Below are 25,604 nucleotides of genomic sequence, written 5' to 3' on the forward strand. Positions count from 1 at the left end.
ACGATGAAGACCTCGATAGCGACAGTTTCCTTGAGCGGCGACTTGAGCGACAAGCTGCGCGCCATTGCCAAGGCCGGCTTCGATGGCGTCGAGATATTCGAGAACGACTTCCTCGCCTTCGACGAGAGCCCGCGCGAAGTCGGCCGGATGGTGCGCGACTTCGGCCTCGAGATCAGCCTCTTCCAGCCGTTCCGAGATTTCGAAGGCATGCCGGAGCCCTTGAGGACGCGCACCTTCGACCGGGCCGAGCGCAAGTTCGACCTGATGCAGGAGCTCGGCACCGACCTCGTCCTCGTCTGCTCGAATGTCTCGCCGGCAGCACTCGGCGGCATCGACCGGGCCGCCGCCGATTTCCGCGAGCTCGGCGAACGCGCCGCAAAACGGGGCCTGAGGGTCGGCTATGAGGCGCTCGCCTGGGGCCGCCATATCAGCGATCATCGCGACGCCTGGGAGATCGTCCGGCGCGCCGACCATTCGAATATTGGCCTGATACTCGATAGCTTCCACACGCTGTCGCGAAAGATCGAGGTCAACTCGATCCGCTCGATCCCGAAGGAGAAGGTCTTCATCGTCCAACTCGCCGATGCGCCGCTGATCGACATGGACCTGCTCTATTGGAGCCGTCACTTCCGCAACATGCCCGGCGAAGGCGACCTGCCGGTCACCGACTTCACCCGCGCCGTGGCGGCGACCGGCTATGACGGCTACCTGTCACTGGAAATCTTCAACGACCAGTTCCGCGGCGGCAACGCCAATGCCATTGCCGTCGACGGCTATCGCTCGCTGATTTATCTGGGCGACCAGGTCAAGCGCGCCGAGCCGGATATCCGGCTACCGGTTCCGGATATGCCGCCGCGCGTCGATGTGAAGGGCGTCGCCTTCGTCGAGTTCACCGCATCGGAAGAGGAAGCGGTCGAGCTCGAAGCGCTGATCCGCACGATCGGCTTTCGCAAGGCGGCGCGGCACCGGACGAAACAGGTGCTGGTCTACCGCCAGGGCGCGATCAACCTGGTGGTCAACACCGAGCGCGAGGGCTTCGCCAGCGCCTCCTATCTGGTGCACGGCACTTCCGCCTATGCCTTCGGCCTCATGGTCGACGATGCCGCCGCCACCGCGGTACGGGCCCGCGCCCTTGGCGCCGAGCCCTTCGATCAGGCCGTCGGGCCGGGGGAGCTCATGGTCCCGGCGATCCGCGGCGTCGGCGGCGGCCTCATCTATTTCCTTGACGAGAAATCCGGCCTCGCGAAGATCTGGGAGATCGAATTCGAACCGGTGACCGATGACGACCCGGTGGCGCCGGCCGGCCTCACCGCCATCGACCACGTCGCCCAGACGGTCAAATACGAGGAGTTGCTGACCTGGCTACTTTTCTACACGTCGTTGCTCGACACGCGGAAGACGCCGATGGTCGACATCATCGACCCGGCCGGCATCGTCCGCAGCCAGGTCGTCGAAAACGACGCCGGCACGCTGCGCCTGACGCTGAACGGCGCGGAGAACCGCAACACGCTTGCCGGCCGCTTTATCGCCGAAACCTTTGGCTCCGGCGTCCAGCACCTCGCGTTTGCGACGGACGACATCTTCGCGACCGCTGCAGCCCTCAGGGCGAACGGTTTCAAGGCGCTGCCGATTTCGCCCAACTACTATGACGACGTCGAGGCCCGCTTCGGCCTCGAGGCCGAACTGGTCGAGCGGCTGAAGGCGGAAAACATCCTCTACGATCGCGACGACAGCGGCGAATTTTTCCAGCTCTACAGCCCGACCTATGGCGAAGGCTTCTTCTTCGAGATCATCGAACGGCGCGGCTACCGTGGCTACGGCGCCGCCAACGCCATCTTCCGCATCGCGGCGCTGAAGAAGCATTTGCGCCCGGACGGTATGCCGAAGGGGTGAGTGGGGGGCGTACGTTTGCCCGCACCTCTACGGAGCTGCGGACTATGCAGCATATCCTGGGAAACTTCGGCATAGCATTCAGCGATATCCCGCTTGCTGCTACGCTTGAATATAGACGCTTATGAGGTGTTCACACCTCTGCAAGAGGTGCCCGACACGTTCTCGCGAAACGTCGCTGCGAAGGTTTCGGAGCGGATAGTGTTTCGTATGCTCTTCACTAAGCACTCGCCAGCGGCGACAGCCCACTCGCCTCCAGCCGGCACTCCTGCGAGCCGATCGATATCTTGTTGCCGCGCCAGTCGGCGCTGCCCGCGAGCCAGCTGCGGACCCAGATGATCGGCAGCAACAGGTCGCGCGTGAGCATGGCGACGGGCGACCAGCGGGAAAGATGCCAGTTCTTCCGATGGACGAGGACGAGTTCCGGCAGGTAGGCAGCGGTCGCGACAAAGCCGGCAACGGGAAGTAGGCTGTGGCCTGCAGCGATAGCGGCGACCGCCGACAGAATGAGCGGCGGCACCACGCCAGCCAGGATTTCCGGCGCGAAGAACTGGGGAAAAGTGACGCGCCGCAACCGCGCCCAGCGGCACTGCCGCGCCCAGACCTCGCGGAACGTGCGGGTGCCGAGCGGCTGTTCGAACGGCGCGGAAACGAGATGCACCTTCAGGCCGAGGCTTCTCACCAGTTTCGTTGCGGCCGCATCCTCAGCGATCTCCGACGCCAGTGCCTGAATGCCGCCGTGGGCATTCAGCATGCATTTGCGCCAGAGCATGCTCTTGCCCTGCGCAAACCCGAACCCAAGCGCCTCGCCGGCGTATTGCCAGCGCGCCTGGTGGGCGTTGAGAAACGCACATTCAACCTCTGCCCAAAATCCGTGCGGGCGTGAGCCGAGCGGGGTCGAGCAAACCAGCCCACTATCCGACCGCCACGCCGCCATCAGCCGAATGAGATAATCAGCCGGCATAAGAACGTTCGAGTCGGCGAGAACCACCCATTCATGCGCAGCCGCACTCCAGCCCTTGACGCAGTTGTTCAGCTTGGGATTGGCGCTGATCCGGTCGTCCCCGACAAGAATTGTTGCAGGAACGGCCGGGTGGCGCAGACGCACTTCCTCGATCAATGGGATCACCGGATCCTTCGCGTCAGCTATGCAGAAGATGACTTCGTAGTCCGGCCAATCGAGGCGAAAAGCGCTCTGGAGCGTTTCCCGGGAAAATTCCTCAAGGCCGCATAGCGGGATCACCACAGAGACAGGAGGCCGACGCAACGTCTTGGGCTGAGGGCTGAGACGAGGCCAGATACGCCAGCCCGCAATCATCAGGCTCAACACGTTGATGGCCAGAAATGCACCGGCGGCGAACAAATTCAGCATCATTTACCCAGCTACGAGCCGCGTCGCCATTCTGGCGAACTCAGGCGCACAGATAAACATCACCGGAAGATGACATGGCTATGACACCCAGGACCCAGCTGGGAGCAAGTACCCAGAAGGCATGAAAGGCATTCACCCCGCCCCTTGGGCAGTGCTTTGTCGAGTGATTGCCGTTTGTCCTTAATTGCTGCGAGCGGCTACTGCGACTTTTGGGGATCGTCCGCCGGATTGACATACTTGATGCCCCACGGCCCATTGGTCGTAATCTGGACGACGGTCTCTTCGTCGAAGTAAGCGAAATGTGCCATGCCGGACGGCAGTGCGAAGAAGCTGCCAGCGGGCAGTGCCTTGGCGGCACTCCGATCGGCGGTCTCTCCCATTCCAAGATTGATGGTCCCCGAGATGACTGTGACCACTTCATTCGCTGGATGCGTATGCGGCGAGACCGCGTAGCCCGACGGCACTTTGAGCCGGAGCGCAAATAGGCCCTCCTTGGTGGGATCGCCGAACAGGACCGCCGTTTCCGCTCCGGCAGGTAGTATTTTCGGGGCCGGGGTCCACTTGACCTCATTGGGCACGATTATCGTGTGCGCATCTTCTCCCGAGGCAAAGGAGGCGATCCCGCAGAGTCCGATGAAGACGACGGCGGTTAGTGACGCGTTTTTCATGATGAACCTCCATCTGTCGCCGCGCCTTCCACCTCGGCTGCGCGCCGGGGCAGGCTCGCGAAACGCTGAGGATAAGTCCGCAGGCCGTCTCCAAGCAAGCGCGTCCGATCATGCGAGGTTGATCCGGCAGCCGATGAGGGACCACCGACCTTTGTCGCGTCCGAAGCCGCGCCGCCGCATCGGTCGCCGAATTGAACAAAACCCCTGCCCGGTTGGTTATATGACTGCACCGAGCGCCTTTTCAGGCGCACGGCGTCCGTTGCTTTTCCCGGTCCCGGATCGACCCATTTCCTGGGAACAGGCAGCAGCCAAATCGCGAAGAGAAAGACGATGGATTTGGTCGAGGCCCTCAACGCTGCCGCTACGTGGCTCCAGGCGTTCCTGCTCAACGAATGGACGCTCTACCAGTCTGCGCTGATCGTCGTCGGCTACTTCGTTTGCGGCCTGCTTGCAAAACGCCTCGAACCGACGCTCGAGGCCCGCGCCCGGATGATCAAGGGAAATCCGGATCTGCTGCGCGTCATCATCGCCTTCATGCGGCGGCTCAAGTGGCTGTTCCTGATCGTCTGGTTATGGATCGCCGATGTCGTCCTGTCGCGTTATGGGTGGCCGTCCTATCGCTGGCTGGTGGCAACCGCGCTGACCCTCGTCGCCGCATGGTTCATCATCGCAGTGCTGACCCGCATCATCCGCAACCAGATGCTGGCGCGCGTCGTCGCCGTTATCGGCTGGCTCTATTTCGCGCTTTACGCGCTCGGCCTGGACCGCCCGGTGCTGACTGCGCTCGACAGCCTCGCCGTCAATCTCGGCGCCGTCCGCCTTTCGATGCTGCTCGTGCTGAAGGCGATCCTGCTGTCCGCGGCGATGATCTGGCTTGCCGTCCTCTTCGGCAACATGACGTCGAACTGGGTCCAGAAATCCGCCGACCTGACTCCGTCGCTGAAAGTCTTGATCAGCAAGCTGATCAAGATCGGGCTCATCATGCTCGCCGGCACCATTGCGCTGTCGGCCACCGGCATCGACCTCACGGCGCTCACGGTCTTTTCCGGCGCCGTCGGCGTCGGCATCGGCTTCGGCCTGCAGAAGGTGGTGTCGAACTTCATTTCCGGGATCATCATTCTGCTCGACAAGTCGATCAAGCCGGGAGACACGATAACGCTCGGGGAAACCTTCGGCTCGGTCCGGGATCTCCGCTCCCGCTTCGTCTCCGTCATCACCAGGGACGGCAAGGAATATCTGATCCCCAACGAGGACTTCATTTCCAAGCAGGTGGTGAACTGGTCGTTTTCCAGCGACTATGTCCGCATCGACGTGGGCTTCGAGGTTTCCCCCACCAGCGATCCGCACAAAGTAGCGCGCCTGGCGATCGAAACCGCCAAGAGCATTCCGCGGGTCGCCAGCGCCTATGCCGAACCGGTCTGCTGGCTGACCGGTTTCGGCGGATCGTCGCTCGGTTTCAAGCTCCGGTTCTGGATTTCCGATCCGAGCAACGGGCTGACGAACATCCGCGGCCAGGTGTTCATGGCCCTTTGGGACGCGTTCGAGGCGGCCGGCATCTCGATGCCCGACCCGCGCGAAATCATCATGAAGACCCCGGTCGAGGTTACCGGTGCAGAAGAGCCGACGACAGCGCCGCGCGTTCTGTCAGACGGCCGGCGCCAGACGTGATCAGATCAAGACGTGACCGAGCGCGCTTCTCACTCTCGATATTTCCGCATCGGGCAAAGGCAGGATCGGGCGCGGCGGCTCGGCCTGGCAAAGGCCGAGCGCTTCGGCGATCGCATACATCACCCGGAAGCTGCCGAACTGTTTGAACAGGCTCCACAATGGCTGAAATGCCCGGTCGAGCCGTTCGACCTCGGAGCGGTTTCCGGCCTGGGCGGCGCGTGTCAGCGCCAGGGCTTCCGCGGGCAGGAGGCCGGCAATCACGCTGTACCAGGCTTCACAGCCGGCAAGCAGCGCAGCCGCCGCTCCCCAATCGCCGCTGTAGCCGATCGAGAAACGCGGCGGAGTCTCGGTGCGAAGCCGGGCCATCTCGCCCTTGAAATCGCCATCCGGCGGCAATGGCATTTTCACCGCCGCGATGTTCGCCAGCTTCGAAAGCCGCCCGATCAGCGCATCGCTGAAGGTGAATTTGGTGGTGCCGGGATTGTTGTAGATGCAGAGCGGCAGGTCCCCCGCATCGGCGACCGCCGCGAAATGTTGGTATACCTCCTCGTCGAGCAGCGGCGTGTAGGACATGGGCGCAAGCAGCAGCCCGTCGGCGCCGGCCGCCTTGGCATCACGCGCCAGTGCTTGCGCGTCGTCGGTTCGAAGCGCCCCAACGCCGACGATCACCGGTGTTCTGCCGCCAACGCAGGCCACTGCCGCTTCGATAGCACGGTGCCTTTCCTCCCGCGAAAGGAAGGCGTAACCGCCCGTGCTGCCGAGCAGCCCGATGGAATCGGCACCGGCCAGTTGGATGCGCTCCAGCAAACGCGTGAGCGCCGCCGTGTCGACATGCCCGGAAGCATCGGTCGGGGTGATGGGAAAGGCCGAAAGTCCGGTAAAGAGCGTCACGATCGTCTCCTCATGCGCGCGACAGCAGCAGCCGCAGGCCGGCCACGCCGAAAAACACGGCCAGAAGGCCCTCGATCCAGCGCCGCGCCCGGCGATAGAGGCGCACCATCGGCGCGGTCGAGAAAATGATCGCGTAGCCGCAGAAAATGGTCACGCTCAGCACCGCGCAGCCTGCCAGCATCGCCGCGAGCGTATGCCACGACGACCCCGGCCCGAGTCCGAGGGTTACCAGGGCGATCCACGCGAGCACGGATTTCGGATTGGTGAGATGCATCAGCAGTCCGCGCCGGTAGAGAGCCGCGCCGGAGAGCGCCTCATCGCCCGAGGTCGTGCGCGCCGCCTCAGCGTCGGAAACGAGAGCGGCCCGGCCGGCCCTGAAGGCGAGATAAAGGAGATAGAGGCCACCGAAGATCTTGAGAACGATCAGCGCTTCGGCATATCGACTGAGGATGGCGGAGATGCCGGTCGCGGCCATCATGCCCCAGAAGATCGAGCCGCTGACGACGCCGGCGGCAAGCACAAGGGCGGCTCGTCTTCCATTGTTCATCGCAACGCCCATGATCCGCATGTTGCTGGGGCCAGGGCTGCCGGCAGCGATCACGTAGGCGGTATAGACAAGCAGAAGATGGTGAAATTCGGCGAACAATCTTTGAGATCCTTGTGAAGTGAGCGTCGGTTCTTGCGCAACGATACGAAGTCGGAATCACGTCCCGCGCAACAGTTTGGAGGCGATCATCCACATCGTAAAGGCAATAAGGGTTTCCAGCACGCGCCAGGCCGACGGTTTGAGGAAGACCGGCCGCAGCCATGTCGCGCCGTAGCCGAGCGCAAAGAAGAACAGGAAAGAGGCCGTCACCGCACCGGTGGTGAACGAAACCTCCTGTCCGGGAAATCGCGTCGAGATCGTCCCGAGCAGCACCACCGTGTCCAGATAGACGTGCGGGTTGAGCCAGGTCAGCGCCAGGCATGTGGCAAGCGTCTGCCGGAAGCTCGACGATCTCGCCTCTGCGGCCGCCAGCGCTCCGGACGACCGCAAGGCGGAATAGAGGTTCTTTGCCCCATACCAGATCAGGAAGGCCGCCCCGCCATAGCGCATGACCGGATCGAGCCAGGGCAGCAGCGCGGCGATTTGCTGGAAACTGGTGACGCCCAGCACAATCAGCAAGGTATCGGACAAACCGCATGCCAGGCAGACGGCGAAGACGTGCTCGTTGCGCAGGCCCTGGCGCAGGACGAATGCATTCTGAGCGCCGATCGCGACGATCAGGCTGAGCCCCATCATGAGACCCGTCACATATGTCGAAAAACCCATTGGCCTGGCGCTCCCATAATGAGGTGAGCATTTCCGCTATCGCGGCGGGATGATTTAGGCTAGTTAATGTTGCTGATCCTGATTAAGTGAAACTAATCCATGCTCGACTATTCCGCCCTCCGCGCCGTCTCGGCGGTCGTTCAGACAGGCAGTTTCGAAAAGGCCGCGGGCATCCTGAACGTCACGCCTTCGGCCGTCTCGCAACGGGTGAAGCAGCTCGAGGAACGCCTCGGCACCGTGCTCATCGCCAGGGGCAGTCCCTGCACCGCGACGGAGAAGGGCGCATGGCTCTGCCGGCACATGGAGACTGTCGGCATGCTCGAAAGCGAGCTGTTCGAGCATCTGCCTGCCCTCATCGAGCCGGGTGAACCCCGGCAAACGGTGACGCTCAACGTTGCGACGAACGCCGACAGCCTCGGGACATGGTTCGTGGCGGCCATATCGCGCTTCGCCAAGCGCTCGGAATACCTAATGAATATCGCAATCGACGACGAGGACCATACCGCCGAGTGGCTGCAGCGCGGCCGGGTGATTGCGGCCGTCACCAGCCTGGAAAAGCCGATCCAGGGCTGCCGGCGCGTGTCGCTCGGCGCGCTTCGCTACCACGCGACGGCAAGCCCCGATTTCGTTGCCCGGCATTTTGCAAACGGCGTCACCCCGGAGGCGATCGCCAACGCCCCGGCCCTGACCTTCAACCAGAAGGACAGACTGCAAAGCCGGTGGATGCGGCAGACGCTTGGAAAGGACCTCCCTTGTCCGACCCATTGGCTGCCTTCGACGCAAGGCTTTCTCGATGCCAGCCTTTCAGGCATGGGATGGTGCATGAATCCGACCCAGCTGGCGCGCGAGCATCTGGAATCCGGTCGGCTGGTCGAGCTGATCCCCGATACGCCCTTGGACATTTCCCTCTATTGGCAAGTGAACCGCCTCGCCGCCGACCGGCTCGCCGAGCTCACGCGCGCGGTGACGACGGTGGCGGCGGAGCAACTGCTGCGTTGAACAGTGCGGCCGGAGGCGATGAGAAAGCTTACGCAAAAAGGTCGAGCGATTGCTTACCCCCAACGCTGGCAGCGGCCTGCAGGTCGGCGCCCTTCGCGACCGCCCCGGCGCGGCGGACATTTCGGGGGTGGAGAAAAACGGTTGGCAACCTATTTCGCAGGATAGCGGAAGGGAAAACGAGGCCGGATGGCTTGAATGCGAAAGGAACATGCAATGGCGAAGAATACGATTTGCCTCTGGTACGACAAGGACGCCGAGGCTGCCGCTCGGTTCTACTGCGAGGTCTTTCCTGACAGCAGGGTGAGTGCCGTGCACAGGGCTCCCAGCGACTACCCATCCGGCAAGGAGGGCGACGTGTTGACGGTCGACTTCACCGTTGCCGGCGTTCCCTGTCTCGGCCTGAACGGGGGACCCGCGTTCAAGCACAACGAAGCCTTCTCGTTCCAGATCGCCACCGACGATCAGGAGGAGACCGACCGCTACTGGAATGCCATCGTCGGCAACGGCGGCCAGGAGAGCGCCTGCGGCTGGTGCAAGGACAAGTGGGGAATTTCCTGGCAAATCACGCCGCGCGTCCTGACGGAGGCGATGGCGGCTGGCGGAGCCGAAGCAAAGCGCGCATTTGAGGCGATGATGACCATGAAGAAAATCGACGTCGCCGCGATCGAGGCGGCGCGGCGCGGTTGAGCTCATCGCCCGGCAAAGATAGCGCCGGAGCCTGTCCGCTCGCCCACTCCAATCACGCCGGGTCCGGGCGGATGCGCCGGCTTCTATTTGGCATTCGGCGCGATCAGCGTGAGCGATGGGAAATAGGTCCGGTAACGGCCGGTATCCCGGGTAAGCAAAGGGAGTTGGCCGACTGCAGCGTGGGCTCCGATGAAGAAATCCGGCAAGACGCCGGTCCTGGATCCACCTGAGCGGCGATATTGAGTAAAGACCTTGCCGGCGAGGAAGAGCGCCGCCCGCGGCGTCGGGGCGAGCTCCGGTCCCGCCTCGCTCAGGAACGCGTCAAGTTGCTCGATGCGGTCATACCGCACGGCGAGCTCCGCATAGACCGTGTCGTTGATCAACAGCGGTCCGTCAAGGCTCGCTGCCTCGAGCGCGGCGCGGCACTGTAGGCGTCGATGACCCCGCCAGCAAAGTCTCGATGGGCCAGCCGAGGCTATGCGCCCCGCATCTCCCTCCCCTCTCTCAGTGCTCGCTCGCCTGCGTGCCATGCGCATGGATGATCGCCTGCGCCTCCTTGCCGTAGAGCTCTTCGAAATGATCGAAGCTCTTCGAAAAGTAGCCTATGCCCTGCGTCGCCGATCTCAGCGAACGGGCCAACTCCTCGAAGGCGCTGCCGGGGATGAGCGCGCGGAAGATGTCCCATCCCTTCGCCGCCTCGTCGCGATCGAAGCCCAGGACCTGGCCCTTGAGGGTCGAGACGACAGGCACGAGCGCACCCGAATAAATCGACGGCACATGGATCTCCACCCGGAAGATCGGCTGCAGCAAGACGGCGGCAGCCTGCGACAGCGCCTGCCGCACCCCAAGCTTGCCGGCCGTCCTGAAGGCATATTCCGAACTGTCGACGGAATGGTGCTGGCCGTCAGTCAACAGCACGCCGACGTCGATCGCCTTGAAGCCGAGCGGACCCTTGTCCATCGCCTCGCGGGCGCCCGCCTCGACTGCCGGGATGAAATTCCGCGGCACCGCCCCGCCCTTGACCGTTTCGGCAAAGGAGAAACCTTCGCCGCGGCCATTCGGATGGACGCTCAGCTTGACGTCCGCGAACTGGCCGGCTCCACCGGTCTGCTTGCGGTGACGGTAGTGGACCTCCGCCGATTTCGAGATGGTCTCGCGATAGACCGGGCTCGGCGGCCGCTCGCTCACCCCCACGTGGAAGACATCGGAAAGCGTCCTGCAGATGTCGCGCAGATGCACCGGCCCTTGGACGCTGACCAGCTGCGCGCCGGTCCCCTCCTCCTGCATGACCGTCATGCCGCGATCGGTTTCGGCGAGCTTGCCCAGCGTTTCGGAAAGCTTGTTCTCGTCGCGCTCGCTTTCCGGCACCAGGATCCGTTCGAGAATCGGGGTCGGGGGTGCCGTCCAGTCCGGCGGCGCGACCGTCGCATGGGGCGTCAGCAGCGCAGGAATGCTCAGGTGATCCGATTTGACCGCCGCGAAAAGCTGGCCCGCCACGGTGATGCCGCTCGCCATCGCCCGGCCGCTTGCCGGGTCCTGGAGCGCACCGAGACCGGAGCCGCCGAGCACCGCCCCCTGCTTCACGCCGTTTTGCAGGGCGCGGGCGACAACCGTCTTGCCGACACTCTGCCGGTGATAGGCATGGAAGCTGACGGCCGTCAGTGTCGCCTCGTCGATGCCGGCGGAAGAGGCCAGGCGCTTGCGCAGCGCATCGGCGCGCGGCGCCTCATGACGCAGCGCCTTCATCAGTCGCATGATGCCGTTGCTGTGGCTTGCCGCGCCGAGAAGCACCGGGATGATCTTGTTCTCGTTGAGGACGCGGGTGGAGATCGCGTAAATCGTGTCGCTCGCCGGCTCGCGATCCTCGATCAATTCCTCCAGGAGCCAGTCGTCGAACTCCGAAAGATGCTCCAGAAGTTCGGCGCGGGCCTCGTGTTCGCGCTCGATCGCGCTCTCGGGTATTTCGAAAAGCGACGATGTCTGGCCTTCGCGATAGCGCCAGGCGCGTTCCGAAATGAGGTCGCAACTGCCGATGATCTTGTCGCCGTCGCGAATCGGAATTTGACGCAGGACGAGCGGGCGGCTGCAATAGTCCTGCAGCGCCGCGACCACGTCCCTGAGCCGGCCGCGCGGCTCGTCCATGCGGTTGACGAAGAGGATGCAGGGCGTACCGGCGGCTTCGATCGCCCTGAGATAGGGCGCGGCGAGCACCGCCTCTTCGAGGACCGGCGAAACGCAGAGAACGCAGGCGTCGCTCGCCAGCAGCGCGTCCTGCGCATGGGCAAGCGCCTCGTTGTTGCCCGGCACGTCGAGCGCACACCAGGCCTCGCCGCCAAAATCGAATTCAGTGATGGATAGACCGTAAGGGGATACTGACTTTTTCGGCTCGCCTTCCAGCGAGCTCAACCTTTCCACGAGCGTGGATTTTCCGATCTGCGAAGGACCGAGTACAGTAAAGCAGCGCATCCGCGTTCCTCCCTCTGCCAGGATGACACTTCTATGAAGATAGGATGCCCCTCTCGGAGGCAAAGTGCCAGAGATTGCTGTTTTTTCTTGGGCGAGGCGACGGCGCAAATCACGCGCGCCGCGTTTGCGCCAGATGCGCGCCAAGCCTGAGCGCCAGAGCGACGGCCGGCAGCGTCGGATTGGCCTGACCGCCGGTGGGGAAGACCGCGCTGCCGGCGACATAGAGATTGGCGACGTCGTGCAGGCGGCAATCGGCGTTGACGACGCCGTCGCGCGGGTCTTTCGACATGCGTGCTAGGCCGATCTGGTGATAGCCGTCGAAGGCCTGTCGGCGAACGGCTTGGCGGCATTCCGGCCCTTCGTGCAAATATGCGAGCTTGCCGGTGCCGCTTTCGCCCAGCCAATGGTCCAGAAGCTGGTGAGAGCGGACGACGGAGTCGACGTCTTCGTCATCGACGAGATAGTTCACCTTGAGCGCCGGCAGATAGGCATTCGACGGACTGTCGTCGAGGACGACCCGGCTTTCCGGGATCGGTCTTTGCTCGGCATGATAGCGCAGCAGGTAGCGGCCCTTCGGACTGGGTAGCGTGCGCCGCCCGGCGAGCCGGCTGCCGATGAGATTGCTCGCCGAGGCGGCAAGATCCCGGAAGAGCGCCGGATCGCTTCTGAGATTGAGAAGATGCTCGCGATAGCCCTGTTGGCGCCCCCTCGCCGTCTTCGGTGCCCGCCCCTCCGAGAGCATTCCGTAGAGGCCGGAGATCGCCAGCGGCAGGTAGAGAGCGGACAAGGCGCCCGAACCATGCGCGGCATCGGCGATCGAGAGGGCGTCCAGCCAGAAGGCGGCATTGAGCAAATGGTTGTCGTGCTGCCTGCCGGCGCTGACCTGCAGCCGGCGCCGGAAATGACGACCTTCCTTATCCTTCTGAAAAGACAGGGCTTTTTCGACTCGTTTGTCGGCGAATTCGATGACGGAAATATGGCCGGTGATGTGTCCCTGATAGAAGCGGCCGAGCGCGCCTTGCGGTCCACCGAATTTGGCGGGCCAGTGACGTTGAGTGGCGAGCAGCAACCGTGCATTCTCCAGTCCGCCGCCGGCAAGCACATAGGTCTTTGCCCGTATGGGGAGCGCGCGGCCCTGTCGCTGGACCATGAGACTTTCGACCACGAGACCCTCCGGCTCCAGCTCGATCGCAAAAACGGTGGCTTCGCTGAGCAGCGTTATCCGCTTCGAAGCCCGCAGATGCGCCTTGTGCAGCGGGCCGAGCGCAGGCCTGGCGCTCCATCGCTCCACCGTCGAGGTCACCGCGTCGCCGCCATGGACATCTTTTCCATCGGCCGGAGCGGCGCCGCAATTCAAAAACGCAAAGGCGGCGGCATAGTGGTCCCGCACGTCGGCATGGCTGATCGGCCAGCCGGAATGCGGCACATGCGCCCGTTCGGCAAAATCGAGATCGTCGAATTCCACGCATCGGCCGCCCCATAGCGCCGACGTACCGCCCAGCCCATGACTGGTCATGCCGGCGGTCGCATGGTGGGCGTTCGTGTAGTCGATTGGGCCAAAGTTGTCGCTGACGTTTGACGGACCGTCGAGGGCGCCCGCCTCGACAATGAGAACGCTCAATCCCCGCTCCTCCAAGGACGAGGCGAGAGCGAGGCCCACCGGCCCGGCGCCGACGATGCAGACATCCGCGACCGGCAGATCCACGGCTGCGCCGCCTGCAATCATGCCTCGCCCTCCCCGGAATGCACACGCGCCGCACAAATTAGCCAAGCATAATATACACGCAAGCGGCGCGAAGCGCCTTCATCATTTGACGGATGCGATCGGAGATGACGAAGCCTGCGGACTAGCCGTTTGCCCCGGGTGCGAATTCGGCGACGAGTTCGTGCCGATCGCCGGGATAGGTGAGCCTGACGCTGGTGACGGGGACGCCGCCGCTCCAGGTCCGCCGCTCGATCACCAGGCAGGGCGCCCCGAGCACTATATCGAGCGCCTGTGCCGCCGGGCGGACTGCCGCCACGGCCCGGATGCGATGCTCGGCGGTGCTCCAGGGGATCTGGCCGAGCAGCCATGAGCCGGGCGCGACCGAATCGAAGGCTTCCGTTTCGGCCTCCGGCACCGCACCGAGGTTGATCAGCCGCTCTTCGAAACAGAAGGGCCGTCCGCCGGCGAAGTGCCGGCAGGTAATTTCGAGCAGGCGACCCGAGCCCGGCAGGTCGATTCGCGCCGAATCGCCGGTCGTGGCCTTGCGCAGCACGCGTTCGTCGAGGCTATAGGCATAATCGAGACCGAGCGACTCGACCTCGAGCTTGACATCATGGATCTCCATGACGGCCGACTGGACGTGCGGAAAGGTGACGTAACTGCCGGATTTGCGTCGGCGCTCGATCAGGCCGCGCTTGACGAGGTCGCCGATCGCCTTGTTCACAGTCATCCGGGAGCAGCCATATTGCTCCGTCAGTTCGTGCTCGTACGGAATCCGGTGCCCCGGCGGCCAAAGGCCCGAGAGAATGTTCCCCTCGACGTCGTTCAGGATACGCTGGTGCAGCGACAACTGCTCGGGGCGCCCTCTGTCTTCGTTATGTTGATCGTTGGAAATGGCCGGGCCCTCGCTGATACCAGCCGCGCACCTTAGCGATTTCCGGCGCCGGCGACAGCCCTCGCACCTCGGCGTCCTGTATGTTTCCGCAAATCGTAGCCGATTTAACGATCGGAATATGTGGTAGATCAAAGCGCTGTAGCGCCTTTCCCCACGGGATGGCTTGCTGCTCGCCTGCGCGCATCAGGTCAGCCGGCCTTGTTAGCCGTCTAATGAAAGAGATGCAGGTGCCGCGGGGGTTGCGCAGCCGGCTCGCACGGGAGACGGACCGAGGCGTACCGCCACGTATCTCAACGCATCTATGCCCAGTTGTCCGCGGACAACTTGAGCAGTGTCCCTCATGAAACCATGTCGCGCCCTTGAGCAAGTGGCCCTTTTTGCCAGGCGTTTGTCAATCGGCAACGAATCGGCGCATAGTGTAACTGCGCAGATTCGCTGCTATTGGCGATTTTTGCGCAGTTTTCGGAGATCATGATGTTGCAGCCAAGGGTCCAGAGCGTCGATGAGCAGGAGCATTTGCCCTCCCTGCTTTCTGCCGACGCTCAGGAACTTGCCCATCAGCTGCAGGAACATCAAAAGAAAATCTTCTCCCCGACGGCACAGAAGACCATGCGGCTCTTCAGCCCGGCGGAGGCAGCCGCCTTCATCGGAATAGGTGAAGGCTACCTGCGCCAGATCGCCTCAGAAGGCCACGGTCCGCAGCCGCTGTCAAACGGCCGGCGCATGTATGCGGTCGAGGACATCGAGCGAATCCGCCGCGTCCTCGACGACGGGGCCAAGACGGGCAAATACATCCCGCACCGCCGGCCGGGCGAAAAGCTGCAGGTCATTTCGGTGATGAACTTCAAGGGCGGTTCAGGCAAGACGACGACCTCTGCCCACTTGTCGCAATATCTGGCGCTGCGCGGCTATCGCGTGCTGGCGATCGACCTCGATCCGCAGGCGTCGCTTTCGGCGCTTTTCGGCCATCAGCCGGAGCTCGACGTCGGCGAGGCCGAGACCCTCTACGGCGCCATTCGCTATGACGCCCCTCGCCCGATCGCCGACGTGGTGCGTTCGACCTATACGACCAATCTCAATTTGATCCCCGGCAATCTCGAATTGATGGAGTTCGAGCACGAGACGCCGAAGGCGATGATCGGTGGTTCGGCGGAGACCCTGTTCTTCGCGCGGATCGGCGAGGTGCTGACGGAGATCGAGAGCTTCTATGACATCGTCGTCATCGATTGCCCGCCGCAGCTCGGCTTCCTGACGATGTCGGCGCTCTGCGCCGCAACCTCGGTGCTGATTACCGTGCACCCACAGATGCTCGACGTCATGTCGATGTCGCAGTTCCTGTCGATGACCAGCGAACTCATGGCTGTCGTCGAGAAGGCGGGCGGCCGCACCAGCTATGACTGGATGCGTTATCTCGTGACGCGCTTCGAACCGAATGACGGCCCGCAGAGCCAGATGACCGGCTTCATGCGGGCGATCTTCGGCAACCGCATGCTGCACAATGCAATGGTGAAATCGACCGCCATTTCGGATGCCGGCGTCACCAAGCAGACGCTTTACGAAGTCGAGCGCTCGCAATTCATCCGCGGCACCTATGACCGGGCGATGGATTCTCTGTCGCTCGTCAATGCGGAGATCGAAGAGATGATCCGCAGCGTCTGGGGAAGGAAGTAACCGATGGCCCGCAAGAACCTGATCGGCATCTCGGACAGCCCGGCCGCTCCGCTTGACGGAGAACGGCCTGCCGTCGAGCGGCCGATCGCCGGCGTTTCGCCAGGGCATCGAACCAATGCATTGGTTGGCGGCATCACCAGATCGCTGTCCAACATCACCCAGAAGGTCGAGCGAGCCGAAGAGCTGGAGCGTCAGCTGGCGCAAGGCCAGGCAATCGTCGAGCTCGATCCGTCGCTGATCGACGCCTCGTTCATCATCGACCGGCTCGGCGTCACGCCCGAAGCGCAGGCCGCCCTGGTCCAACAGATCCGCGACCACGGACAACAGGTGCCGATCCTCGTGCGACCGCACCCAGGCGTCGAGCACCGCTATCAGGTGGCCTACGGCCACCGGCGGCTTGCGGCGCTGCGCGAGATCGGCGGCAAGGTCAGGGCCGTCGTCCGTGAACTGAGCGACGAGCAGCTCGTCATTTCCCAGGGACAGGAGAATAACGCCCGCACTGACCTGTCCTATGTCGAGCGCGCGCTCTTCGCGGCTCGGCTCGAGGACCGCGGCTTTTCGCGTGAAACCATCATGTCGGCGCTCGGTGTCGACAAGGCGGCGCTGTCGAAGATGATCAGCGTCGTGCGCCGCCTGCCCGTCGAAGTCATCGAGGCGATCGGTGCCGCGCCATCCTTCGGCCGTCGGCGCTGGATGGAACTGGCCGACCGGCTTGAGAACGACGGACGTCGCACCAAGGCACTCACCTACATCCGGCAAGGCCCGTTCACGGAAATGGACAGCGACCGGCGCTTCGAAAAACTCTTCATCTTCCTGGCCGAAGCCAGGGGGCGGGCTAGGGCAGAGGCCTGGCTGGCGCCTGACCGGACGCGGCCGGTACGCATCCGCGACAACGACACGGAGACGACGCTTGCCTTCAACAAGACGGCAGCACCGGGCTTCGCAGAATTCGTGAGGCAGAGGCTCGAGGCGCTCTACCTCGAATACCAACAGGAAACAGGAGACTAGGCAGAGCAAAAGAAAAAGGCTTCCGAACGACTAGCGCTGCGGAAACCCTTCTCTCGTGTAGCAACTTGAGATTCCCATTTCCGCGAATCAGTGTCAAGCATTTTTGACGTCGTTTCGGCGAACGGTTTTCTTTTGCCTTGGAAAAGGTGAAGAAAAATGGAACGTGGGAATGTGACGACGCCTTTCGGGCGCCGGGCGATGACGCTTGGCATGCTCGCAAGGCAGATCACTGCCGGCGATATTCCGCCGAAGCAGTCGGTCGACAAATGGAAATTGTTTCGCACGGTTTGTGAAGCGAAGTCGGAGATCGGCGTCTCCGATCGCTCGCTTGCCGTACTCAATGCTCTGCTGAGCTTCTATCCCGGCGCCGAACTCTCGAGCGAAAGCGGCCTCGTCGTGTTTCCCTCGAATGCGCAGCTTTCGCTTCGCACCCACGGCATGGCCGGCACGACGCTCCGCCGGCATCTCGCCTGCCTCGTCGACGCCGGCCTGATCGTCCGCCGCGACAGCCCGAACGGCAAGCGCTATGCTCGTAAAAGCCGCAACGGCGCCATCGGCGAAGCCTTCGGTTTCGACCTAAGCCCCCTGCTTGCAAGGACGGAAGAGTTCAGGGCCGCCGCCGCGAAACTTGCCGCCGAAAAGCAGCATCTCCGTCTCATCCGCGAGCGTCTGAGCCTCTGCCGACGCGACATTACCAAGCTGCTCGACCTCAGCCGGGAGAGCAGTCCGGATGCTGATTGCCAAGCCTTCGAGTTTGAGTTCGAGCAGCTCATGGCCGGCCTGCCGCGCAAGGCGCCCGCCAGATTCTTCGAAGCACTGCTCGAAAAACTCGGAAACCTCCGCGACAAACTCACCAATCGATTGGAAATACTGCTGAAATCGCAAAAAACGGCCACCAATGATCACCAGAATGGGCGGCACAAACAGAATACAGATCCAGACTCCAATCCTGAATCTGAACCGGGCTTGGGAAAGGGCGAGGGGGTCTGCCTGGAAGACGATTGGTGCTCAGTGGAAAAGACCGCTCTAACCACCGACCCCGGTGGTGACCAAGTGCGGCACAAGGAGCCTCCCCGGTCTCTGGGCAGCTCCCTTCCCCCCGCCGCGCCCAACGGAATGCCTCGCCGCCAGATCCCCTTGCCGGCAGTGCTTCAGGCCTGCCCCCAGATTGCTGACTATGGACCGTCCGGCCGCGTCGACAACTGGAAAGACCTGATGACCGCGGCAATCGTCGTACGCACCATGCTGGATGTGAGCGCCGATGCCTATGCGGATGCCTGCTCGGTTCTTGGCTACGAGAACGCCGCAACGGTCATGGCCTGCATCCTCGAAAGAGCCGATCGGATCAATTCACCAGGTGGATATCTGCGAGACCTTACCCGACGGGCCAGGCAGCAGACGTTCTCGCTTGCGCCGATGATCGGCGCCCTTTCCCAACCCAGAAAAGCGACCACATCGATGGCAGGTTAGCCGTAGGAAGAGAGCCGGCTATTGCATGTTTCCTTAAGTCGGGCCGATTTAAGGATAAAACATGCAGCGATTCAAAGTGCTACAGCATCCTTGGTGCGTCTGAAAACACGCACGGCGCTGTAGTGCGGGACGGTCTTTGCTGGGCGAGGCGCTGAAAAATGAGGTACGCGCGCGCTCTGATCACATTGCTTTGCCGTCGCGAATCGCGAACACTCGGCTTAAGACTGCGTCGTCTTATTTCGGCTTTGACACCTGTTCTTAACGAATTTGCCGCCATCGTAACTCATTGACGAAAAAGCTATCCCGCCTTCCTTGCGGAAGCTAACTGGCCGATCGTTTCCGCTACCTCGGATTGGAATATTCAGCCCCTCGCCGCCGGGCACCCCGTAACTTGTCGCCGCTCTTCAATCGGTTTTGCGGACAGCGCGGCTGGAGACCGATGTGGAATTTTGGCAGGGGTCTTTCGCTTGTGCGAAGTGAAGGACGTCGGCTCGGTCTATGGGGCCGAATCAAGGCCATTCTCCTCAGAGCGCCGGCAGAAAGCCTCCACGTCGAAGACAAGCTTGATGACCGACTGGCCACCGCGCTGCCCTTTCGAAGCCGGATGAAGCATGATGGCGGCACCGCCGTCCGGGGCGAATAGCTCCAGGATCCAGTCGCCGGGCAATGTGGTCGCTCTGAACCCGAAATGTTGCTCGTAGAAGGGAGCCATCGCTTCGATATCCCGGGCGTAGATAACCAAGCTGTTGAGCGGCACGTCGTTCCTTGTCGCTATGGCCACCGATGAGACATGCGGGCGGAGCCCAGGCTCCAAGCTTGTTGACAGCTGTCAACCGCGCCCAGACCGGCAATCACTCGCGCCAGTGCTCGGCGACCCAGTGGGTCGGGCGAATATAGTGGCGCAGGTAGCGAAACGGGTTCTTCTCTCTGCGCTCTGGCGAAAACAGACCCCGGACGTGGCCGAGCGGTGTGGCGGCGCGGCCCTTGTAGCCGAACTGACCGTCGATCGCGTGCTGCGGCAGAAGTCCGCGCGGAAAGAGAACGATCCGGGCATCGGCCGGCAGGCGCGGGGCCAGATAATAATTGAGCGGAAACGGCCAGCGGCAGTCCTGCCGGAAATGCAGGACATGGTGCCTGGGGAAGAATTTTGCCCCGCCCGGCGCATTGCGCGTCACGAAGCGCTGTTCGAAGCGGTATTCGTCTGCCACACCTTGCGGATCGGCACGGAACCTCTCCTGCAACGCCACGAGTTTGCCGACCGGAAAGCGGAACACCGATGTCTGTCCGAGCCGCTCGAAGGGCGTCGTTTGGTTGACCGCGAGCACGACGTCATCCGGCCCGCCGATTTCAAAGAAACTGTCGAGCGATCCGACGATGACCACATCCAGGTCGAGGAACAGCACGGGGCCTTTGAGATTGCCGAGCTTCGGCCCCCAGAGACGCGCCTTCGGCCAGATGCCCTTGGTGTTGGTCGGCATCTCGACATCGAGCGGCGGCAGGTCCTCGCAGAGAATTTCGGGGCGGAGGTTGTCGCGGCTGTCGGTGAAGCAGGTGAAGGTGAAGGGCGGCGTGATGTTGCGCGCCACCATGGCATAGAGCCGATTGATGAAGGGGACGCCGTATTTGGTGCCCCAGCTGATGCAGATCACCTGCTTGACGCCGCCGCTTGCCGCCAGAACGCTTGCCATGGACTGTCGCTTCCTTCGTATCCGTGCCTGCCGAAAGCGCCTTCCCGAAACTGGCGTTCGGACCGCCGGAACCGATGATGCGGCGAAGATCTTGCAGACAATCGATCCAACCCCGGGTGACTTAAAGCAGGAATTGCCGACACCTGGCAAGATGCGGCACTCCAGGCTGATTTCGGATGGACGCGATTCCACACGTGTCGTGGGGAGGGGCCTAACGGCGCCTTACAGCGCCGCGCGCTTATCAGGCGCGCAAAGGTCGCTGTAGCACTTTGAATTGCCGCATGTCTTTGTCCTTAAATCGAGGACGATTTAAGGAAATATGCAGTAGGGACTCGAAGTTGACAGCTGTCAACGGCGGCAGGCAGGGCAACGCGGAATGGAAGAGCGCTTAGTTCTGGAGCGCCTTATCTCGCCCCGGAAAGGAGATCCGGGGATGTGAGCCTGGACCGTGCTGTTGACAGCTGTCAACTCGATCGCCGGCGATGCCGCCTCAAAAGGACGGCGGGCGCCGCCGAGGCACTGGTGCTCGAGAGCGAGTTGCGGTTTCGGCAAAATTTCAGTGGGCAATAACGCGTCACCCTGTGACGGAAGGAAATTGCGTGTTAGCTTCCGTTTCAGCGAAAGGCTTCATCTTTATAATGAGATACGAAACACCCGATCCGCTTCATCCAGCGCTGCTTCCGGGCCTGATCGCCGCGGAGGACGGGCTCGCCCGGCTCGATGAACGCGCCGCCCGCCATGTGGTTGCCGAGGGGTTTCGCGAGCGCGGGCAGTTCTTCGACGCGGCGGCCGCCCTTTGGGTGGCGGGCGAACTCGTCCATGTCGAGGACATCGTTTTACACGATTCGCACATGGATGCGCGAGCGCCTTCTCACGAATTGACGATCGCCCATGCCGTGTTGCGGGCGCGGCGCCGCCTGGAACTCGCCGAACCCGGCTGGGCGCTGAACCTGCCCGGGCTGAACGCGCTGAGGGGAGAGCAGGGCGCCATCCCCGCCAAGGACGACCGTTCGGAAGCGCCGGATGCCCAGCCGAACCGCGAGGAAGGGGGCGGAGCTGCAGATGATGGCGATGACAATCCGCTCGCAAACGAATTTGCCGAACTCGATGCGGCCATGGCACGATCGCAGCGGCTACTGGATTTTCACGCCGGCAGCCTCGCTGAAACCGAGTCGCCGCTGTCTCCGGAGAGGATGGCGCCGGAGAGGACGGGGGCGGAGCCTACCGGCCAGCTCGGCCTGCTCTTCGACGAGGATTGGGACGAGGGGGCGCGGCTCGATGCCTGGCGCGGCGTTCTGGCCGCCGCCGATCAATTGCCCGCCTGCCTCGGAGCGGCGGTCCTCTTCGATGCCTGGGAAAGGATCGAACCGCTGCGCCGCCAGCATTGGCTCGGCTCGCTTCTTGTCGGCGCCTATCTGCGTTCTCGCGGCAAGGTCGCCTCGCATGTCCTCGCCTTCAATACGGGGCTGAAGACCATCCGTCACGAGCGACGGCGCTCGAAGGACCGGTCGGCGCGCCTCAATGCCTTTCTCGAGGCGATGGCGGTGACCGCCGATCTCGGCCTGAAGGAGCTCGACCGGCTGTCGCTCGCAAGGACGCAGATGGAGATGCGGATCAAGGACCGCCGCTCCAACAGCAATCTTCCGGGGTTGATCGATCTTGTCCTTTCGCGACCGATCGTCTCGACGGCGATGATCGCCCGGCATCTCGGCGTTACCCCGCGCGGCGCCCTCAATTTGGTGCGCGAACTGGGCGTGCGCGAAGTCACCGGCAGGGGACGTTATCGCGGCTGGGGGGTGATCTGACGCGCATGCTTGCGCGCGGGCTGCCATCGCCAACTACTTCCGCTGCAGATTGATCTCGCTGGTCACGACGCGGTTGCCGGACCGCGGATCGACATCGACGGTCACAAGCTTCATGCCGTTCTCGCCGACCTTCTGCAGGGTCAGGTTGGCGCGGCGATCGCCGTTCACCTCCCTCGCCCAGTGGATGGTGAGATTGATGGCGCTGCCGCGCCGCTTGCCGGTCAGCGTCGACTTGCGGCCGCTCGGCCCGACATAGGTGCCGCTATAGTTGACACCTGTAAACTGAAGGTCCGCGCCGATCGAGCGCGATACGACGATAAGGCCCCGGCATGTGCCGCGCATCGACAGGGCGGCATCGGTCGCCTGCGAATCGAAGTTGCAGGAGACGTTGATCGGCGTCCTGTCGACACGAACCCTCACCATGCCGCCCCCGGCCCATTGCCCCTCCAGTGATCCGAGAAAGGCCGATTCATCGGCCTGAACCGTGCCCGCGGGGAGGGACAGCATGGCCGCGACGAATAGATGCCTGATCATCGATGAGTGTCTCCCCCAATCGTCCGAGGCTGGACGCGTTTCCCATCCGGTGCAACGCGCCGTCCGGCCGGAAGTTCCCCGGCGAGGATACTATCATCGAGCACCGCCTGGCAGGACACATCCTCAGGGTGATGGTCGGACGGCGCATCCGCAACCATCCGCGGCGGGTGCGTGACTATTTTGCGAATTTCTTCGCGCCGGCAACGCAGGCGACGATCGCAAGCGTGGCGCCGAGCATCGCCCAGCTCACCGGTTCATCGAGCAAGGTCGCGGCCAAGGCGAGCCCGAAGAAGGGCTGCAGCAACTGCAACTGGCCGACGGCGACGATGCCGCCCTGAGCCAGGCCGCGATACCAGAAGATGAAGCCGACCAGCATGCTGAAGACGGAGACATATCCGAGACCCAACCAGGAGGCGGGGCGCAGGTCCTCGAAGCTCGCGGGCATGGTGGCAAGCGCCAGTCCCAGCATGACGGGAAGCGACAGCACGAGGGCCCAGGAGATCACCTGCCAGCCGCCGAGCTTGCGGGACAGCTTCGCACCCTCGGCGTAGCCGAGACCGCAGGCGAGAATGGCGGCAAGCATCAGGAGGTCGCCGACCGGGGAGGCGGAAAACCCCTGACGCAGAGCGAAGCCGACGACGATGGCGCTGCCAAGTCCGGAGAAAAGCCAGAAGGCCGGCCGCGGCCGCTCGCCACCGCGCAGCACGCCGAAGATCGCCGTTGCCAGCGGCAGCAGCCCGACGAAGACGATCGAATGGGCGGAGGTGACGTGCCTCAGCGCCAGCGCCGTCAAGAGCGGGAAGCCGACCACCACCCCCAGCGAAACGATGGCGAGCGGCAGCAGATCGCCGCGCGCCGGCCGCTTTTCGCGAAAGGCGGCGAGCAGGCAGAAGGCCAGCATTCCTGCGATCGTGGCGCGGGCAACAGTCAGGAAGACCGGATCGAAATCCATCACCGCGATCCGCGTCGCCGGCAGGGAGCCGCTGAAAATCAACACGCCCGCCATTCCGTTCATCCAGCCGCTCGCGATCCTGTCCATGCCTTGCTTCCTTTTCCCGTATCGGCTCTGTATCTGCCGGGAAGGCTGGCGCTTCCAGATACGGTGGAGTACAGTTTCTCCAAACTGTTGTGGTGGATGGACCGGTACGGATGAGAACTCAGTCAATCGACGCCGACGGCGAGACGCTGATCGCCAAGGTGATGGCGACGGTCCGGAACCGGATTTCCGGGCGCACTCTGACGCCCGGCGCGCGGCTGCCGTCGATCCGCGCCTCCGCGACGAACCTCAAGGTTTCGAAGTCGACCGTGGTGGAGGCCTATGAGCGGCTTGCGGCGGAGGGGCTGATCCGCTCGCGGCCGGGTTCCGGCTTCTTCGTCGCCGCGCCGCTCGCGCCCTTGTCGCTCGCCGAAATCGGTCCCCGCGTCGAGCGCGAGGTCGATCCCTTGTGGATCTCGCGGCAGGCGCTCGAAGCGGATGGCAATGTTCTGAAGCCCGGCTGCGGCTGGATGCCGGCCGCGTGGATGCCGGAAGAGGGGTTGCGGCGCGCCTTGCGGACGGTCGCGCGGGCGAGTGCCTCGACGCTCGTCGACTACGGCCCGCCGCTCGGGCTGCTGGCGCTTCGCGAGCTGCTCGCCCGCCGGCTGGTGCAGCACGGCATCGAGGCTTCGCCGGAGCAAATCATGCTGACCGAATCCGGCACCCAGGCGATCGACCTGCTCTGCCGCTTTCTCGTCGAGCCGGGCGAAGCGGTGCTCGTCGACGATCCATGCTACTTCAATTTTCACGCGCTCTTGCGGGCGCATCAGGCGAAAATCGTCGGCATCCCTTACACGCCGGTCGGGCCCGACATCGAACGCTTCGCGGCAGCGCTCGAGGAGCACCGGCCACGGCTCTACATCACCAATTCCGCCCTCCACAATCCGACCGGCGCGACGCTTTCGCCGCTCGTCGCCCACCGTCTCTTGAAGCTCGCCGACCAGTCGGGGCTGACGATCATCGAGGACGACATCTTCGCCGATTTCGAGGAGGCGCCGGCGCCGCGGCTCGCCGCCTTCGACGGGCTCGAACGGGTCGTGCATATCGGCAGCTTCTCGAAATCACTGTCGGCGGCGGTGCGCTGCGGCTTCATCGTCGCGCCGCGCGGCTGGATCGAGCCGCTGACCGACCTCAAGATCGCCACAAGTTTCGGCGCTGCCGGATTTTCCGCCGAACTGGTGCTGACGCTGTTGAAGGACGGCAGCTATCGCAAGCATATGGAGACGGTGCGGCAGCGATTGTCGCGGGCGATGGCCGAGACCGTCGCCAGGCTCCGTCAGATCGGTATCGAGCCGTGGATCGAGCCGCAGGCGGGCATGTTCGTCTGGTGCCGCCTGCCGGACGGCATCGATGCTGCGGAACTCGCCAGGAGGGCGCTTGCCAGCAACATCGTGCTCGCCCCCGGCAACGTCTTCAGCCGGGCCCAGACGGCAGGCAATTTCCTGCGCTTCAACGTGGCACAGTGCGAGGACGAGCGGCTGTTCCGGGAGCTCGCGGGATTGATGAGGTAGCCGTAAAGCAAGGGCGCGCCGGCTACGAAGCGATGGCTTGGACCGGGGTCTTCCTGGCGGCTTTGCCGTGCGAGTAGGAGGGGGTTGAAGTTCCGCCTGCCTTTGGCGGCGTACGAGGGCTGCGAGCGACGACAGCTTGTGGTCCAAGCGGTCGCGTCTGCCAGCCGAGCGTCCGCAATGAGGGAAAGCGGTCGCCCGACCAACTCCTTTTCTGAGGTGGCCCCACGGCAGGAGCCGACACTTCGATTCCTCCGGAAAATCGTTAGGCGCACCACTTGCCACACAATGCGAAAAGAGAGGTGGTCGGGAGCCACCTCTCTTCTTCGAA

The 25,604-nt window shown here is 63.4% G+C and carries 21 protein-coding genes and 1 pseudogene; 9 read left to right on the forward strand and 13 right to left on the reverse strand.

What is annotated here, in order from left to right; genetic code table 11:
* Positions 1–3 precede the first annotated feature (3 nt).
* A complete protein-coding gene (locus N181_RS12025; protein ID WP_060563399.1) occupies positions 4–1,893 on the forward strand; it encodes a bifunctional sugar phosphate isomerase/epimerase/4-hydroxyphenylpyruvate dioxygenase family protein in 1,890 nt (629 codons plus the stop codon).
* 217 nt (positions 1,894–2,110) lie between these two features.
* Here the strand turns inward: N181_RS12025 and N181_RS12030 are convergent, their stop codons facing one another.
* On the reverse strand, positions 2,111–3,265 hold the full coding sequence (locus N181_RS12030) for a ceramide glucosyltransferase (RefSeq protein ID WP_037395798.1): 1,155 nt from the start codon (positions 3,263–3,265) through the stop codon (positions 2,111–2,113).
* Positions 3,266–3,459: 194 nt separating this feature from the next.
* Complete coding sequence (locus tag N181_RS12035) at positions 3,460–3,930, reverse strand: cupin domain-containing protein (protein ID WP_037395796.1); 471 nt, start codon at positions 3,928–3,930, stop codon at positions 3,460–3,462.
* 330 nt (positions 3,931–4,260) lie between these two features.
* Between N181_RS12035 and N181_RS12040 the strand changes: the two genes are divergently transcribed.
* Entirely contained in the window at positions 4,261–5,598 is a 1,338-nt protein-coding gene (locus N181_RS12040; RefSeq protein ID WP_037395794.1) for a mechanosensitive ion channel family protein, read from the forward strand.
* Here the strand turns inward: N181_RS12040 and N181_RS12045 are convergent, their stop codons facing one another.
* The 3 genes from N181_RS12045 to N181_RS12055 are packed head-to-tail and all read right to left on the reverse strand — an operon-like array spanning position 5,599 to position 7,801.
* Positions 5,599–6,489, reverse strand: a complete 891-nt coding sequence (locus N181_RS12045; protein ID WP_037395793.1) for a dihydrodipicolinate synthase family protein — start codon at positions 6,487–6,489, stop codon at positions 5,599–5,601.
* 10 nt (positions 6,490–6,499) lie between these two features.
* Positions 6,500–7,135, reverse strand: a complete 636-nt coding sequence (locus N181_RS12050; protein ID WP_037395790.1) for a LysE family translocator — start codon at positions 7,133–7,135, stop codon at positions 6,500–6,502.
* A gap of 57 nt (positions 7,136–7,192) precedes the next feature.
* A complete protein-coding gene (locus N181_RS12055) occupies positions 7,193–7,801 on the reverse strand; it encodes a LysE/ArgO family amino acid transporter (protein WP_037395788.1) in 609 nt (202 codons plus the stop codon).
* Positions 7,802–7,900: 99 nt separating this feature from the next.
* Here N181_RS12055 and N181_RS12060 point away from each other — a divergent pair, with 99 nt between their 5' ends.
* Together N181_RS12060 and N181_RS12065 are read left to right on the forward strand one after the other, a co-directional pair.
* Positions 7,901–8,800 (forward strand): LysR family transcriptional regulator ArgP, encoded by a 900-nt coding sequence (locus N181_RS12060; protein WP_037395786.1) that lies wholly within the window; start codon positions 7,901–7,903, stop codon positions 8,798–8,800.
* Positions 8,801–9,013: 213 nt separating this feature from the next.
* Positions 9,014–9,487 (forward strand): VOC family protein, encoded by a 474-nt coding sequence (locus tag N181_RS12065; protein WP_037395840.1) that lies wholly within the window; start codon positions 9,014–9,016, stop codon positions 9,485–9,487.
* Between the two features lie 83 nt (positions 9,488–9,570).
* On the opposite strand, the gene N181_RS12070 is transcribed toward N181_RS12065, so the two are convergent.
* From N181_RS12070 to hutC, 4 genes are all read right to left on the reverse strand, one after another.
* Positions 9,571–10,017: a type II toxin-antitoxin system VapC family toxin gene (locus tag N181_RS12070; RefSeq protein ID WP_370036560.1), complete on the reverse strand. Its 447-nt coding sequence runs from the start codon at positions 10,015–10,017 to the stop codon at positions 9,571–9,573.
* Positions 9,992–11,953, reverse strand: coding sequence for an elongation factor G (locus N181_RS12075; protein ID WP_037395782.1), 1,962 nt, complete (start codon positions 11,951–11,953; stop codon positions 9,992–9,994). The genes N181_RS12070 and N181_RS12075 overlap by 26 nt, the downstream gene beginning before the upstream one ends.
* Before the next feature lie 109 nt (positions 11,954–12,062).
* Positions 12,063–13,679, reverse strand: coding sequence for a GMC oxidoreductase (locus N181_RS12080; protein WP_037432428.1), 1,617 nt, complete (start codon positions 13,677–13,679; stop codon positions 12,063–12,065).
* 121 nt (positions 13,680–13,800) lie between these two features.
* A complete protein-coding gene (hutC, locus tag N181_RS12085; protein WP_037395778.1) occupies positions 13,801–14,508 on the reverse strand; it encodes a histidine utilization transcriptional repressor HutC in 708 nt (235 codons plus the stop codon).
* Between the two features lie 522 nt (positions 14,509–15,030).
* Here hutC and repA point away from each other — a divergent pair.
* From repA to repC, 3 genes are all read left to right on the forward strand, one after another.
* The gene (repA, locus tag N181_RS12090; RefSeq protein ID WP_037432433.1) at positions 15,031–16,224 is read left to right on the forward strand and encodes a plasmid partitioning protein RepA; all 1,194 of its coding nucleotides are present in this window, start codon (positions 15,031–15,033) and stop codon (positions 16,222–16,224) included.
* Positions 16,225–16,227: 3 nt separating this feature from the next.
* Positions 16,228–17,232: a plasmid partitioning protein RepB gene (repB, locus tag N181_RS12095; protein ID WP_037432426.1), complete on the forward strand. Its 1,005-nt coding sequence runs from the start codon at positions 16,228–16,230 to the stop codon at positions 17,230–17,232.
* A 156-nt stretch (positions 17,233–17,388) separates the two neighbouring features.
* Positions 17,389–18,702 (forward strand): plasmid replication protein RepC, encoded by a 1,314-nt coding sequence (gene repC, locus N181_RS12100; protein ID WP_037432424.1) that lies wholly within the window; start codon positions 17,389–17,391, stop codon positions 18,700–18,702.
* A 404-nt stretch (positions 18,703–19,106) separates the two neighbouring features.
* Here the strand turns inward: repC and N181_RS12105 are convergent.
* Together N181_RS12105 and N181_RS12110 are read right to left on the reverse strand one after the other, a co-directional pair.
* Positions 19,107–19,459: pseudogene (locus tag N181_RS12105) on the reverse strand (VOC family protein).
* A gap of 94 nt (positions 19,460–19,553) precedes the next feature.
* On the reverse strand, positions 19,554–20,390 hold the full coding sequence (locus N181_RS12110) for a hypothetical protein (protein ID WP_037432422.1): 837 nt from the start codon (positions 20,388–20,390) through the stop codon (positions 19,554–19,556).
* 638 nt (positions 20,391–21,028) lie between these two features.
* On the opposite strand from N181_RS12110, the gene N181_RS12115 reads away from it, so the two are divergent.
* Entirely contained in the window at positions 21,029–22,195 is a 1,167-nt protein-coding gene (locus N181_RS12115; RefSeq protein ID WP_037432420.1) for an RHE_PE00001 family protein, read from the forward strand.
* Between the two features lie 33 nt (positions 22,196–22,228).
* Here the strand turns inward: N181_RS12115 and N181_RS12120 are convergent, their stop codons facing one another.
* Entirely contained in the window at positions 22,229–22,729 is a 501-nt protein-coding gene (locus N181_RS12120) for a hypothetical protein (RefSeq protein WP_037432418.1), read from the reverse strand.
* Positions 22,730–22,904: 175 nt separating this feature from the next.
* Entirely contained in the window at positions 22,905–23,768 is an 864-nt protein-coding gene (locus N181_RS12125; protein WP_037432416.1) for a DMT family transporter, read from the reverse strand.
* A gap of 110 nt (positions 23,769–23,878) precedes the next feature.
* On the opposite strand from N181_RS12125, the gene N181_RS12130 reads away from it, so the two are divergent.
* Positions 23,879–25,276, forward strand: coding sequence for an aminotransferase-like domain-containing protein (locus tag N181_RS12130; RefSeq protein ID WP_037432414.1), 1,398 nt, complete (start codon positions 23,879–23,881; stop codon positions 25,274–25,276).
* Positions 25,277–25,604 lie beyond the last annotated feature (328 nt).

Origin of the sequence: Sinorhizobium fredii USDA 205, assembly GCF_001461695.1 — a bacterium.
In the GTDB taxonomy this organism is placed as follows: Bacteria; Pseudomonadota; Alphaproteobacteria; order Rhizobiales; family Rhizobiaceae; genus Sinorhizobium; species Sinorhizobium fredii.